Origin of the sequence: Mucilaginibacter flavus (assembly GCF_030409315.1) — a bacterium.
GTDB lineage: Bacteria > Bacteroidota > Bacteroidia > Sphingobacteriales > Sphingobacteriaceae > Mucilaginibacter > Mucilaginibacter flavus.
In genome coordinates this window covers 159,118-174,032 of the sequence record NZ_JAUFPS010000024.1, presented here as the reverse complement: position 1 = coordinate 174,032, position 14,915 = coordinate 159,118, and the positions used below count along the sequence as shown (strand labels likewise).

Annotated in this window: 13 protein-coding genes; 6 read left to right on the top strand and 7 right to left on the bottom strand. The window is 40.3% G+C overall.

Features of this window, described 5'->3' with window-relative positions; all coding sequences use genetic code 11:
* Positions 1–4: 4 nt before the first annotated feature.
* Positions 5–766, bottom strand: a complete 762-nt coding sequence (locus tag QWZ17_RS08835; RefSeq protein ID WP_290304793.1) for a hypothetical protein — start codon at positions 764–766, stop codon at positions 5–7.
* A gap of 88 nt (positions 767–854) precedes the next feature.
* Complete coding sequence (locus QWZ17_RS08830; protein ID WP_290304792.1) at positions 855–1,511, bottom strand: HAD family hydrolase; 657 nt, start codon at positions 1,509–1,511, stop codon at positions 855–857.
* 437 nt (positions 1,512–1,948) lie between these two features.
* Between QWZ17_RS08830 and QWZ17_RS08825 the strand changes: the two genes are divergently transcribed.
* The 3 genes from QWZ17_RS08825 (at position 1,949) to QWZ17_RS08815 (ending at position 4,162) form a co-directional block, all read left to right on the top strand.
* Positions 1,949–3,085 carry a PAS domain S-box protein gene (locus QWZ17_RS08825; RefSeq protein WP_290304791.1) on the top strand — a complete coding sequence of 379 codons (1,137 nt, stop codon included), beginning with the start codon at positions 1,949–1,951 and terminating at the stop codon, positions 3,083–3,085.
* 199 nt (positions 3,086–3,284) lie between these two features.
* Entirely contained in the window at positions 3,285–3,479 is a 195-nt protein-coding gene (locus QWZ17_RS08820; protein WP_290304924.1) for a cold-shock protein, read from the top strand.
* A gap of 284 nt (positions 3,480–3,763) precedes the next feature.
* Complete coding sequence (locus tag QWZ17_RS08815) at positions 3,764–4,162, top strand: YtxH domain-containing protein (RefSeq protein WP_290304790.1); 399 nt, start codon at positions 3,764–3,766, stop codon at positions 4,160–4,162.
* Between the two features lie 74 nt (positions 4,163–4,236).
* Here the strand turns inward: QWZ17_RS08815 and QWZ17_RS08810 are convergent, their stop codons facing one another.
* Positions 4,237–6,117 carry a M1 family metallopeptidase gene (locus QWZ17_RS08810; RefSeq protein WP_290304788.1) on the bottom strand — a complete coding sequence of 627 codons (1,881 nt, stop codon included), beginning with the start codon at positions 6,115–6,117 and terminating at the stop codon, positions 4,237–4,239.
* Positions 6,118–6,382: 265 nt separating this feature from the next.
* Positions 6,383–6,889: a DUF892 family protein gene (locus tag QWZ17_RS08805; RefSeq protein WP_290304787.1), complete on the bottom strand. Its 507-nt coding sequence runs from the start codon at positions 6,887–6,889 to the stop codon at positions 6,383–6,385.
* A 131-nt stretch (positions 6,890–7,020) separates the two neighbouring features.
* On the opposite strand from QWZ17_RS08805, the gene QWZ17_RS08800 reads away from it, so the two are divergent.
* Positions 7,021–7,968: a Smr/MutS family protein gene (locus tag QWZ17_RS08800; protein WP_290304785.1), complete on the top strand. Its 948-nt coding sequence runs from the start codon at positions 7,021–7,023 to the stop codon at positions 7,966–7,968.
* A gap of 34 nt (positions 7,969–8,002) precedes the next feature.
* On the opposite strand, the gene QWZ17_RS08795 is transcribed toward QWZ17_RS08800, so the two are convergent.
* On the bottom strand, positions 8,003–9,943 hold the full coding sequence (locus tag QWZ17_RS08795) for an ATP-binding protein (RefSeq protein ID WP_290304784.1): 1,941 nt from the start codon (positions 9,941–9,943) through the stop codon (positions 8,003–8,005).
* Between the two features lie 186 nt (positions 9,944–10,129).
* Positions 10,130–10,831 carry an NUDIX hydrolase gene (locus tag QWZ17_RS08790; RefSeq protein ID WP_290304783.1) on the bottom strand — a complete coding sequence of 234 codons (702 nt, stop codon included), beginning with the start codon at positions 10,829–10,831 and terminating at the stop codon, positions 10,130–10,132.
* A 207-nt stretch (positions 10,832–11,038) separates the two neighbouring features.
* On the opposite strand from QWZ17_RS08790, the gene QWZ17_RS08785 reads away from it, so the two are divergent.
* Both QWZ17_RS08785 and QWZ17_RS08780 read left to right on the top strand, forming a co-directional pair.
* Positions 11,039–13,036 (top strand): thioredoxin domain-containing protein, encoded by a 1,998-nt coding sequence (locus tag QWZ17_RS08785; protein WP_290304782.1) that lies wholly within the window; start codon positions 11,039–11,041, stop codon positions 13,034–13,036.
* A 26-nt stretch (positions 13,037–13,062) separates the two neighbouring features.
* Positions 13,063–13,560: an FKBP-type peptidyl-prolyl cis-trans isomerase gene (locus QWZ17_RS08780; RefSeq protein WP_290304781.1), complete on the top strand. Its 498-nt coding sequence runs from the start codon at positions 13,063–13,065 to the stop codon at positions 13,558–13,560.
* 94 nt (positions 13,561–13,654) lie between these two features.
* On the opposite strand, the gene QWZ17_RS08775 is transcribed toward QWZ17_RS08780, so the two are convergent.
* Entirely contained in the window at positions 13,655–14,902 is a 1,248-nt protein-coding gene (locus QWZ17_RS08775) for a DNA-methyltransferase (protein WP_290304780.1), read from the bottom strand.
* Positions 14,903–14,915: the final 13 nt, after the last annotated feature.

Genomic DNA, 14,915 nt, shown 5'->3' with positions numbered 1-14,915 from the left:
GCGCTTAAAATTTAACGCCTAATCTGAACTGTACATAGGTGCCGCCTTCAACAACAAAAAAGTATTGCTTAAGCTGTAAAAAGTACGCGAAGGAAACCACTGTGGGCGTTTTATAGCTTACGTAATTGTTATTAGTGTTGTTGTAAATATTATCGTTACCAAAAGTTTTACCCACAAAAGCGCGAAAACCCATTTGGGTATTAGGCCTGCGGCCATGAAAAACTATTTCACTGGTAAGGCCACCTGTAAACAGGTCGGTGCGGGTGTCGGTGTAAAAGCTGGGGTCGCCGGTTACCGCTCTTCTAAAGCGGGCATAGTCGCCAAATTCGTGGCTGTAAACGGCTTCGAAACCTATGATGCGGAAATCGGTACGGTTATCAAGATTGGTAAAAAAGTTACCCGATAGGCGCCCACCAACTGCTCCGAAAAACTTGTTTTTAAAGTAATGCGGGTTGTCTTTCTCCAAATCATAATTTTCGTAATTACCCAAAGATGTAAAACCGCCGTAAGCCAGGTTAAAGTTTTGAAAGGTATGGGCTTCGCTGATATTCAATTGCCCGCTTGTCAACACATCAGACAGGTTGTTGCTAAAGTCAACTACCACGCCGCCGGATAGGTAGGTGGCTGATTTGGCGCTATCCATTGACATTGGCTTAGGCATATAAGCCATATCGCTGTGATGCAGAGCCGGGCCATACACATGATCACTGCATGAGCTTAAAAATCCCCCAACGGCCAATAGGATTACATAAAGTTTAATTTTCATATTATAATTGGTTTAGCTTTAGGGGTATAAATTCTAAACCAATTATACGTTAAATTAAACTAATGTGTAACAGTTGCTTGCATTATTCTTACTGAGCCAGCAGGTTAGTAAAATAGGTATCGGTAAAATCGGGCGAAAAATGGAGAATATTAGTTAATTGGCTAAACTCATCTTCCTGGTGGGTGGTGGTTAATACAACAGATTTCATACCTGCATTATCCGCTGCTTCAACGCCCTTGGGTACATCCTCAAACACTATACAATCTGTTGGTAAGGTGTTAAGCAGTTCTGCCGCCTTTAAAAAAGTTTCGGGATGTGGTTTACTTAGCACAACATCATCCGCACTTACTATTGCTTTAAAATAATGCCTGATGTTAAGGTTATCCAACACAAAATTGATATTAAAAGGAATAGCCGCCGAGCCGATGGCCATAGGGATACCTTGTTGATGGGCAGCTTCTAAAAACTCATGTAAGCCGGGTAATAGGGCCAGCTGGGGTAAAAACTCCTGTTGGTAGCGTTCTTCCTTTTTGTACGATAAATCGTTCATCTCATCTAAAGTAAACCTATCAGGGCCAAACATCCTCACCAATACTTCGGGATTTTTGCCGTACATCTGTTTTTTAACTTCGTCCCAGGTAAAGTTGCCGCCCAGCTGGTCATTCAAAAGCGATTGCCATGCTTTGGTATGGTAAGGCATATCATTAATCATGGTGCCATTAAGGTCGAATATAAAGGCCTTCATATTGTGTTTTTTGATTTGGGGCGAAAATACGTTTTCTGAAAACTAAAAACCCGCTGGTGGCGTATATTAAGTGTACATGATTCAAAAAATTACGTTTAGCAACATAGCTGTACACAATTTTAAAAATGTAGCTAAAATAATAAGGACTGTGTTGTGGTTGTTTTTGTGCGATTATTACTTTTAGTAAGCCCGTTGGCCCCAAAAGCTGAAGGGCTTTTTTTTGACACGAAAACCAAAGTTTAGGTTGTTTTAAACCTTGCTGCGTTTTTGCGATTGGTATTTCATAATTTTTGAAACAACTGCTGTGAATTGATGTTTCGTATTCCTGATAGCTATAATTGAACGGATTAGTGTTAAACCGACAACTAAATAATCTTTTTGATCGTAGTAAACAAAAAAGTATAATCGCCCATAGATACATCTATACAAACTTTATAATGAGTAACGAATTACTACGCCTGCAGGCAGTAAGGAAATTTATGGAACTTGACCATCAGATCGTTACTGATTTGAATGAAATTGTGGGCTTAGCCGCCCAGATTTGTAATACTCCTGTGGCCCTTGTAACCCTCCTTGACGATGAAAAACAATGGTTTAAAGCCGCCGTTGGTACCAATGTAGATTGTACCGACAGGGAGTTGGCCTTTTGTAATTATACCATTAAGCAAACCGATGTTTTTGTAGTGCCGGATTTAACTTTGGATGAGCGTTTTTGTAATAGTCCGTTAGTTACGGGCGGCATACAGGCCAGGTTTTATGCCGGCGCACCGTTGATCACCAAAGACGGTTTTGCACTTGGGACGCTTTGTGTTGTTGACGTGCAACCCGCGCAGTTAAGCGCCAGCCAAATAAACTCATTAAGGGTACTGGCCAAACAAGTTTTAAACCTCATGGAACTTAACTGGAGCTTGCAAACTTTAGAGCATCAGCACCAGCAAACACAAATTCAAAAAGCGGCTATCGGAAAATCAGAGATGAAGCTTAAAGCTATTTTTGACAGTTCAAAGGATACTCATATTTTGGTAGGCCGGCAATTGGAGGTATTGGCGTTCAACAAATCGGCTTCCGTTTTTATACGTACTACATTTAATAAAAAACTCACCAATGGCGATAGTATTTTGCAATATACATCGCCGGAGTTGTTGCATCAATTTAGCAAATATTTTAACGTGGCCCTTGCCGGACGTTCAATAAAACGTGAATGGGCATTGTTTCCCGGAACGATCAATGAATGCTGGAAGGAAACCTCTTTTATCCCTGTTAAAGATATCAGCGGGGTTGTTATTGGAGTGGCGCTCAACTCAACCGATATTACCACCCGAAAAAGGCACGAGGAACAAATAAGGATACAAAACGAGGCTTTACAGCGTATTGCCATTATCCAATCGCACGAGCTGCGCCGGCCGGTTGCTTCCCTTTTAGGAATAATGGATTTGATGCGTATGGAAAATATCGATTTCAGCTACTTCGATATTATGGAACTCACCGTGCAGGAGCTTGATGAAAAAATCAAGGGTATTGTCAAAGATTCGGAAGATACCATTCAGGGTGGGCACTTAGCCATTGTGGCGTAATTTTAATTTGAAGATTTGAGATTTTGAAGATTTGAAAATTAGTTTTTTCGAATCTTTAATACTTTGAACTTAAATAAGATAGATGCCATGGTTTGTTTTTTGGTGCAGTGAGTGCCTTTGTCATTTTCAAGTCCTCAAATTTTCAAATCCTCAAATCAATAAAATTATCCATACCTTGCCGACTTTAATAAATAAAATAATGCAAAAAGAAGGAACAGTAAAATTTTTTAATGAGACAAAAGGTTTTGGATTTATTACACCAACAGGTGGTGGTCAAGACGTTTTTGTTCATTCAACAGGCCTTATCGACGAGATCCGTGAAAACGACAAAGTAGAATTTGAAGTTGAAAACGGCAGAAAAGGTTTAAATGCGGTAAATGTAAAAGTTATCTAAGTATAATATATCATTAAGCATACCGGGCATTCACTTTTTAGTGGATGCCTTTTTTATTTTAGTCATTTCGCTGCGCTGTCATTAGGCTGCGCCGTCATTAGTCATTTCGCTACGCTGTCATTAGTCATTAGTGTTTTTGTCTTTTGTCCAAAAGTCCTTGCTCCTTTATCCCAAAATCTTTTGTCTCCAAGTCCTATGGTCTAAAAGTCCAACAGTCTCAAAACTGGCATTGTTGTTGTTTATATAACTGCAATTGAATCATCACATTTAAAAACATAACAAAAATGAAAGATCAAGCAAAAATTATAGCCGCACTATTGGTAGGTGCCGCAGCGGGTGCTGCATTAGGTTTACTATTAGCTCCGGAAAAAGGTGGCGACCTGCGCGACGATATAGCCGATTACATTAATGATTTGGTTGATACAGCTAAAACTAAAGCGCAAACTACAGCAAACAACGTAAAACAATATAGCAATGACGCCATCGAATCGGCAAAAGCAAAGTTTAATGGCACGGTAAGCGATTTGTACGATTATAAAGACGATGCTATTGACACTGCCCGTTCAAAAGCCAAAGCAGCAGCCGATAGGGCGCAGGCCGTAGCGGAAGACTTTGCTGACGATGCAAAAGCCAAAGTGAAAACTACTGCCAACAACTGGAACAATAGTATACAAAACGCATAATATTTAGTACTATGCTAACAACAAAAAATCCGGCCAATTGGTCGGATTTTTTGTTGTTATATGTTTTTGAAATATTATTTAACATCTAACGTATTATCTTTTTCTGTCGCGTCCATAAATATGCCGCCGTCTAAGGTTACCGTTTTGATGGTTTTAGCAGTTTTAAGGTTTATCGAAACCTGTTTTTGATCGCGTTCCCAAACGGCAGGCGTTTGGTGTTTGGTTTCTGTTGTGCCATCGGTATAAGTGATCTTTACATCAAACGGGATAGCAAAACCACCCACGTTTTTAATATCGGCTACATAACCATCAGATGCTTTGCTTATTTTTTGCAGGCTCAGGTCGATATAATAGTTGGTGAAAAACCAGTTATTAAAAAACCAGTTAAGGTTTCTGCCCGATACATCGTTCATAGAGTTAAAATAATCCCACGGAATAGGGTGTTTGCCATGCCAGCGATCCATATAGCCATGTAAGGCCTTTTTAAATAGCTCGTCGCCCAGCATGTCTTTTAAAGCGAAATAGCTTAAGGATGGCTTGCCGTAAGAGTTATTGCCATAGCCCGCCCTTAACTCGCTTGAAGGGGTTATAATAGGCAAATCTTCTGATGTTACAGCGTCATGGATATAACCGTTAATCCTGAAGTCTTTGTAAAGCGCGTCGGCTTTTTCCTGTCCAACTTCATCGGCACCAATAAGGCGCTCAAAAGTGGTAGCCCAGCCTTCGTCCATAAAAGCATAACGGCTTTCATTGATACCCATGTAAAAAGGGAAATAGGTATGTGCAATTTCATGGTCCTGTACAAAGGCCGCAAACTGGATATCATCTGTATGGCTGTCATTTACCATCATTGGGTATTCCATATCGGCAAAGCCCTGGAAAGCCGTCATTTTAGGAAAAGGGTAGGGTACGCCCGGCCAGTTGTGAGATAACCAGCTTAAAGAATGGCGACCGGCTTGTACTGCATGATGAAAATCGGCGGCACTATCCTGAAATGCGGCCTGCATGCTGGCACGGCGGTGGGTGGCATCATCAACTATAGCGCTTGCGCCATCCCATACATAATGGTCACTTATGCCCACAGCCATATCGCTGATGTCGTTAGCTTTCCAAACCCATGAGTTTTGATCTTTTTGAGCTGTTATTTTCTGTTTAGCTAAATCAGCCGCGGTTGCAATGTGAACTGTCGAATCGCTGGTCATTGATTTTTCAAGACGCTTAGCATATTCGGGCTGTAAAACCTCTTTAGGGTTTTGCAGGGTACCTGTAGCCCATACAATGTAGTTTTTAGGAGCGTTTACGGTAAGGGTGTAATCATTAAAATCGTTATAAAACTCTTGCCCGTCTAAAAAGGGCAGCCTGTCCCAGCCGTTGTAATCATCATACACAGATACGCGCGGGTAAAAGTAAGCCAGGTAATAAGTGGTTGGATCAATCATCCCTTCGCGGCCGCTTTGTAATGAGATCTGGAAGTGCCAGTCGATATCAAGCTTAACCTGCGCGTGTGGTGCCAGCGGTTTGCTTAAATCAACCCGCATATTGGTTGATGCGCCTTCGCCGTTTACTTTAACGGCTTCGCCATCTGCCAAAAACTTATCAAAGTGAACGCCGGATGTAAGATAATCAGGGCCTGTATCCCCAAAACGGGCCACACCTGGTTTGTGGATGTTAAGAATCAGCTTCATGTTAAGCCTCTTTAAGGTATCGGGGCTGTTGTTAACATAGGTGATGGTTTCTGTTCCCTTGATATTTCTATCTGGTGGCAGGGCGGTAATAGTAATATTGTAAGTGCCATGGTTTTGCCAGTAGTTTTTGCCTGGTTTACCATCGGCCTGGCGGGTGCCTTTGTCAAAGGCTTTTTGTATATCGCGGGGCTTATACAAATCCTGGGCATTTACCCGCGTTAATGCAACGCATGATAATGCCGTTAGCATTAAAGGTTTAATGATGTTCATAGTTAATAGTATTAATCTTTGTAAAGATGCTCTTAACAGAAAAATGTTACAACATAAAATGAATTTTTAATTTACCTACTTTTAGGTCAGTTTTTAGTAACAAAAACGTAACATCTATTTTTTTGATGGCAAAGCGCTTGCTATTATGAGAAATATTTATTCTATTTGTTTAAGTTATTTTAATAGGGGTATTAAATAACTAATATTTGAGCCATTCGCTTTATGCGGATGGCTTTATTTTTTAACTACAAGTAATGTTAAGTGCTTAATCTTCAGTTAAATATTCTTTCGATATAATCATAAAAAGGCGGTCATTATCTACCGATTCATCAAAACACTCCGTAAGTAGTTGCGTTACCTTATCATATTTTAATAGTTTTGCTACCATCATCAACATACGGCACGATGTAATATTTACGTGTTCCAACAATTGTATGTACATGATAATGTCCATATCGCTTAAAACGGTTATGGCTTGTTTTTCGTCAAGACAAAACTCATCTTTAACAATGGCTTTTATGGGGTTACAGTTTTTATCAGAGGGAATTTCGCCCATGTAAGTGTAAACCTCATCCATCCTGATAATCTGCTTTTTAATATCGCTCCAAAACTCATTAATAGCCAGTTTTAAATTACTGAAAGAAGCAAGGCCGATAATGTTTTCAAGGTTTTTGTTGAGGTAGCATTTGCCAAAATAAATGCGGTTAAGGTTGTGTACAAACACCTGTTTTAACAGGTAAGGATCTAAGTGATTAGGGGTGTTATCGCTCATAATTTTAAAGGTAAAAATGTTGCACATGCCGCTTAATGCGGCAGTAGTTAAATGTTTAATTAATGGGTATACTTTATTTTATATTTTAATGTGCGTATATAAGCTAACTTTGCTAACTGATAAGCATATCTATGAAATATAAATTAGGCGATTTTGTTCGGTTTGTTGATGAAAAAATGGAAGGTTTTGTAACCCGCATTATTGACGACCAAATGATAGGCGTTACTGGAGAAGATGAATTTGAGATTCCTGTACTTGCAAGTAAGGTAACAACGGTACACGGTTATGAGCCTGCCGGCTCAAAAAAAGCGGCATTGGCAGATGAAAAACCTGTTGATTTAACGCAATTTGAAACCAAAGGAATTTATTTAGGGGTAGTAACCGATGTACGGGCGCAATCTGTGGTGCATTTTCATTTAATAAACACTACATCTTTCCAGTTAATGGCAACTCTGAGCACCGCTAAGCAACAGGTGTTTAAAGGAGAATTTGCGGGGATTATAGCGGCCGGCAAAACAGAAATCATCTATTCTGCTCAATTAGCCGATTTACAATTATGGCCCGAGTTTACTTTTCAAATTCTTTACAGCACAAAGCATAATATTGAACAGCCGGCGCCTTTAGTGTTAAAAGAAAAATTTAAAGCAAAGGATTTTTCGGGCACCAAAAAACAGGTTCCTTTGTTAAATCAGGCGGGATGGCTCATCAGGCTTGATGAACCCGAACTGGTTATAGATGCCCAAAAACTGAAAGAAAGTTTTTTTAAACCTGCCGAGGAAAAGGTAGTAATAACCAAACCGGTAAGCGAGGTTGATTTGCATATCGAAAAACTGCGCGATGATTACCCGTTTTTGCAAAGCAGCGAAATGCTGAGCATCCAGCTGGCCCACTTTCATAAAGCCTTAGATGCCGCCATAGTACATCAGCTACCCGAGGTAACATTTATACATGGTGCCGGCAACGGTACTTTGCGCAATGAATTACATAAACTATTAGGCAAACACCCCAAAGTGCAAACCTTTATGGATGCCCGTAAAGAAAAATTTGGCTATGGTGCTACCAAGGTGTTGTTGAAGTAATTTCTTTTGCTGTTTATACAGCCCTCTAAATGTGTTAAGGTTTGGAGGGTTTATTTTTTGTAAAAGTACGCGCGGCCCTTTTTAAGGCACTTTTTTTGGGGTAGTCAATAACAGGGGTGGGGAGCGCGTAACAAAATGACGCCCCTTTGCTTTGATTGTTCTCTACCCAAATACGACCGTGCATTTTCTCAATAAAGTCATTACAAATCATCAGGGCTACGCCTGCTCCTTTTTCTTTTTCGTTACTGTATTTAAGATCTGCTTTAAAGTTAAAAATGGTAGGAAGTTTTTCGGGCGAAATACCTTTGCCTTCGTCCTGTACACAAAGTGTAGTTTCGCCCCGGTCACTAAAAGCAACAATAGTGATGGTTGAATGCTTGGGCGAAAATTTGATGGCATTATGAATAAAATTGCGGTGTATAAATTGCACCAGTTCTTTATCGGCACTCATACTGATGCTGCCATCAATGTTGTTAATCACCGTAATTTCATATTCTTCGGCAAGCCGGGCAAATGGCTGTAATGCCTCGTCTATTAACTCCCTCAAGGGTAATAGCGCGGGTTGATAGCTAAAGCCTGATAGTTGTTGTTTAATCCACTGTAGTATATTTTCAAAAATCTCAAGCGACATGTTTGATGCCTGCGCCATATTATCTACTAAGGACATTAGCTCTTCGCGGGTAAACGAATCCGCGTCTTTCAAAACAGTAGCCAGTGTTTTTAGGGTCCCCAGCGGCTGTCTGAAATCATGCGCGAGTATAGATATCAGTCGGTTATTAAACTCATGGTCAATCTCCAGTTTCTCGTTTCGCAGCTGCACAGTTTTGTTTAACTCTTCCAGCACCTGGTTATGGCGTTGTTTAAGGTGGTATAAGCGGTAAAATACTACAACGGATACGCCTGTTACTATAAACAGGAAGCCAAAAACAAAAATCAGCGTTTTGCGATTATCCGCCCTTATGGTAAGGGCTTCCAGCTGCTGGTCCTTTATGGCGTAATCAATATAATCAAAGCCCGATGTGTTGGTATACAGCTCTTCATCCTCATAAAGCTGCATTAGTTTTTCGCTATACCGCTGCACTTCGGGAAGGTTGTTTTGTTTTATGTATATGTTGTACAGGTTTTTGCCAAATATCTTTTCATAATAATGATAGCTTTGTTTTTCGGCAATACTTAAGCCTTGTTTATAGAAATCTAAAGCCTTGCTGGTATCGATAGCGGTAAAAATATCGCCAAGGTTTTTGAGGATATCAAGGGTGGCATAGTTTATTTCCATCGCTATACCTTCGGCTGCCGCCTTTCGTAGCAATGCAATGCCTTTTTCCCGTTCGCCGTTTTTGATGTACAGGTTAGCCTGTATCTGGTCAATTACCAGTAAAACTCTTTCATCTTTGTATTTGGTTGCAATTTGGCGGGCTTTGATAAGTAACAGGTTTGTAGAGTCTTTACTAATTTGTGCGGGGTACAGCAACAGGTAGTTACAATACGCCAATGACATGATGGAATCTTTTTTGATATTTTCGCCAATGGCCATCGCGTGCTTAAAGTTATCAATAGCCTTTTTATCCTCTTTGTTTTCATTGAATACCAGGCCTATATTCATGAGGCCTTGCACAATATTGGCCGAATCGTCTAAGGCTACGTAGCGGTTATAGGCATCATTATAATATTTTAACGATAGCTGCAAATTGCCGCGCAAATCATACACTATGCCAATTATGTTAATGGCATCGGCCTGGCCCTGGGCATATTTTATCCGGGTTGAAATGGCGCGCGCGAGTTTGGCATAATAAAAAGAATTGTCTACGTTCTTTTCATACATCAGCATGCCAAGGCGGTTTAAAGCATCAACATATTTGGTACTATCGGTAATGGAGGGAAGCCCTTTTTGTATTTTGTTAATATCAGCCACCTGGCAAAATGCAATGTTGCCGGCAAACATTAACAATAATAAAAGGCTTAAATATTTACTCATTGGTACAACTTATAGTTGTTTCATGGTGTATACGAAATAACAAGTCAATCAGTTTAATAAATGTAAGATATTTATAACTAATTGATCGTTTTTAAGTAAACCATTGTTAACCAATAGTTATAGCCAGGTTTTTATTGCTTGTTTATATAAAGCCAGTTAGCTTGCACAGCTTGCAGAAAAAAGTTTCTACAAAGTATCGGGATTGGGTATAAAGTTCATAAACGCCTGGAATTTGGCGTAATAGTTTTGCATATTAAGCTGGTAGTAATAGGCGCCACGTTTTGAGCCTGCTTTATCCTTATCGGCCAGTTTAATGAGCAAACCGGTAGCCAATACCCGCTTACTGAAATTGCGTTTATCAATAGTGGTATTAAAAACGCTTTCGTACAGGATTTGTAACTGCGGTATGGTAAATTTTGTAGGCAGCAGCTCAAATAAAATAGGGTGCATGGCAGCCTTGTAACGTATGCGTTTGCGTGCCTGCTCCACCATTTCCTGCTGATCAAATATCAGTTTTGGGGTACGTTTAAGCTGAAACCACTCGGCATGATAATCGGTGCTTAGCTGGGTTTCATATTTGTGGATATCTATCAGCGCGAAATAAGCCACAGATACGGTACGCTCCATCGGATCGCGGTTAGGATCGCCGTAAGTATATAATTGTTCAAGATAAACACCTTCCAGGCCGGTGAGCTGGTTAAGGATGCGATTGGCCGCCTGGTCTAAACTTTCATCGTTTTGCACAAAGCCCCCCATCAAACTCCAGTTTCCTTTTTCGGGCTGAAAATCTCTTTTAATCAGCAAGATTTTTAACACCTCGCCGTCAAATCCAAAAATGATACAATCAACCGCTAATAATAACCTGGTCTGTTTGGAGTACTTGAGCATTTTTTACCTTGAAAGTTTATATAAAAACAAATATATAATAACATTTGGTAAAAGCATTAACCAAGACATTCTCTTTACTTTTATGGGATATATGATGTTACTGTAACGGTTATTTAATATTCAGCTTTTAATCAAACACGCGTAAAACTTTTCCAAATAAATCTTCTTTAACTTACAGATGCAATTATATCTGCACATTTGCAATCTATGAATAGTCTTGCCAATTCTACATCACCCTATTTATTACAACACGCCAATAACCCGGTTAACTGGTATCCCTGGGGTAAAGAAGCCTTAGATAAAGCCAAAGCCGAAAATAAACTGATATTGGTGAGCATAGGTTACTCGGCCTGTCACTGGTGCCATGTAATGGAGCATGAGAGCTTTGAGGATGAGTCCGTTGCAGCCGTAATGAACGAGTTTTTTGTTTGTATTAAGGTAGATAGGGAAGAGCGCCCCGACGTTGATCAGATTTACATGAGCGCGGTACAACTCATGAGCGGCCGTGGCGGATGGCCGCTAAATTGTATTTGCCTGCCCGACCAGCGACCCATTTATGGCGGTACCTACTTCCGAAAAAACGATTGGACATCCCTGCTGTTTAACCTGGCCGATTTTTACAAACAAAAGCCCGAGGAAGCCGAAGAATATGCCGTGAGACTAACCGATGGTATCCAAAAATATGAATCGGTACAGTTTATAGCCGAACAGCCCGAATACACCAAAGATGATCTGCAACTGATAGCTGACAACTGGAAACGCTATTTTGATAAATATGAAGGCGGCACCGGCAATGCCCCTAAATTCCCGATGCCCAATAACTGGTTATTACTGATGCGATACGCCCATTTAATGCAGGACGACGAAATTGCTAAACAGGTAAAGCTTACGCTGCATAAAATGGCTTATGGAGGCATTTATGACCATATAGGTGGCGGCTTTGCACGTTACGCTGTTGATGGCAGGTGGCACGTACCGCATTTTGAGAAAATGCTGTATGATAATGCGCAGCTTATCACCCTGTACTCGGAAGCTTATACCTGGCAACCCGATGAGTTGTACAGGCAGGTAGTTGATCAAATCATTCACTTCAGCATAACAGAACTGGCCTCGGCCGATCTTGGTTTTTACTCAGCCCTTGATGCCGATAGCGAAGGGGTAGAAGGTAAGTTTTACATTTTTACTAAAGCCGAAATTTCGAGGATTTTAGGCGATGATACAGATCTGTTTTGCATCTACTATCATATTACCGAAGATGGCAACTGGGAAGAGGAGCACTCAAACGTGCTGTTCCGCAAAGAAACGGATGAGGAACTGGCCGGGAAATTAGGCCTGGGTGTTGACGACCTGCTATCGCGAATAAAAGCCTCCCGTAAAAAAGTATTGGATGCCCGCGGCCAAAGGGTAAGGCCAGGTTTAGATAACAAGATCCTGGCATCGTGGAATGGTTTAATGCTCAAAGGCCTTTGCGAAGCCTACCGTGCGTTTACTAAACCAGCTTATTTAGACCTGGCTTTAAAAAACGCCAATTTTATACTTGAAAACCTGATAAGCCAAAATGGCAGGCTTTCAAGGGTTTATAAAAGCGGTAATACGGTAGCTTTTTTAGATGATTACGCCAACATCATTGATGCCTTCATCGCCCTTTATGAAGTAAGCTTTAACGAGTATTGGCTTGAGCAGGCAAAAAGCCTTACAGATACCGCCATAGCCCATTATTATGATGAAGCCAACGGTGTTTTCTTTTACACCGCCGACGATGAAGAGCAACTGATAGCCCGGAAATCTGAAATTATGGATGGGGTTACGCCGGCCAGTAATTCGGCAATGGCACGTAATCTTAAAAAGTTGGGCCTGCTTTTTGATAACGAAAGTTATGCAGCGGTTTCGGCACAGCTGTTACGCAATATTATGCCGCAGCTTGCAAAGTATGGTACGGCCTATTCAAACTGGACAATGCTTTTGCTCGATGAGGTTTTTGGAGTTTACGAAGTTGCGATAACAGGTAACGATACCGAGACTGTTAGAAGGGAAATTGAAAATAATTACATCCCCAATAAAATAATATTGGGTGGTAATAAAGGAAGTTTACCTTTGCTGCAGGATAAGTTTGGTGCATCTACACAGATTTTTATTTGTAAAGATAAAACCTGCGGACTACCTGCTCATAACACGGCCGACGCTTTAAAACAAATGACGGCTTGATTGCTTATTTAAAAAAAACAATTCCAATGAAGATTGAACCACAGCACGTAGTGTCATTAACTTACGATTTGTATGTTGACCAGGATGGTACCGAAGTATTACAGGAAAGTGCCACAGAAGAACAGCCATTAACCTTTTTATTTGGTGCCGGCCAGATGCTGCCTAAATTTGAAGAAAACCTAAGCACCCTATCAACAGGCGATACCTATGAGTTTCGTTTGACAGCCGGCGATGCTTATGGCGAATATGATGAAGAAGCAGTAGCCAACCTGCCTAAAGAAATGTTCCAGGGAACTGAAATTCCTGAAATTGGCAGCATTTTGCCTTTACAGGATAACAACGGTAACCGTTTCCAGGCCCAGGTAGTATCAATTGCAGAAGACGCGGTAATTGTTGACCTTAACCACCCAATGGCCGGCCAGGAGCTTCACTTTAAAGGTAACATCCTTAACGTCCGCCCAGCTACCCCCGAAGAATTATCACACGGCCACGCGCATGGTCCGGATGGTCACCACGCTCACTAATTTTTAGTAGCTATATAAAATAGAAAAGCCCGCTATGTGAATAGCGGGCTTTTTGCTGAAATATCCTATCTTATTTGCTTTCTTAACTTTGCCTTTACTTAGTTTGAGATAGTAATGACTTGTTGCCTATGAAAAGTCCTAAAGAAATTTGGTGGTCTTTCATTTCTGGTTTGAAGGAGTCATCTGTCCAAATTCCCCTTTTTATTCTTTCCTTTTTTATTTTTTCGGGGAATAATTGATTGTAATTTTCACGATATTTATTCAGATGGTCTTCCTCCTCTGCTTTATTTTTTAGTCGATCAACTATCACTTCAGTGGGGCCGAGTTCTATTCCTATCCATTTTCGACGTTTAAGTTCGGCAACAAGATAAGTAGTGCCAGAGCCTCCAAAAGGATCGAAAACAATATCTCCTTCAACGGTAGCCATCTCTATAATTCTATCTAATAATTTAATTGATAATTCATTAGCGTCCTTCCTTTTTTTATGCTTTGAATGTCTCACAGGAGGGATATCATACCAAACATCAGGCATGTTTATTCCCGATGGATTCATTTTATCTTTATAACCTCCATAGTCTCTTAACTCCCGATAACAATGTTGGCATGTTTCCATTTTCAGACGATCAGGCTTAAACACCGAAGCTTTTTCCTGTTTTATATAATACAGTAAGCCATAATGTGAAGGATATAAGCGAGATGAAATAGGCAACGAATATTTAATATCTGTTGCTATCCAGTGTCTGAAATTAAGCCGATGATTTAAAAATTCGCTGAAGTAGGTGTTCCATTTAGGTATATTCCATAAAAATAAACTTCCTCCGGGTTTTAAGATTCGTATGCATTCTGAGAGCCATTGTTCCGTCCATCTGATATATTCCGACGACGCAATGTTATCATCCATATTTGAGGGATAAAGTTTATCCAAATTAAATGGCGGGTCAGCAAATACGAGATCAACGGAACCACTCTCTATTGTGGGCATCAGGCTGAGGCAATCGCCCTCGAAGAGCTGCCCCAGTGAGGTTGTAAAAACCTGTTCGTGGTTTATAGTAGGCCTCGTTTTTATATGTGATAATCCTTGCGCAATTTTAGCAGCCTGTTGACTTAATAGTTCTTTCAATTCTTGATTATAAATGCCCATGCCAATCATAATTTGATATCGGTTTATTTTGAAATAAGTCGCCATTTTTTCCAGCTCATTATCAGGCGGTAATATTGAATTGAGGTTGTAATAATTAAGTGTTTTCAATGAAATATTTAAATCTTCAGCAATTAGCTGTAAAGTCTTTTTGTCCTTTCCATCTATACCTAAAACCTTGAAAAAACTGTCCTTTTCTTTCATATACTGTCAATAT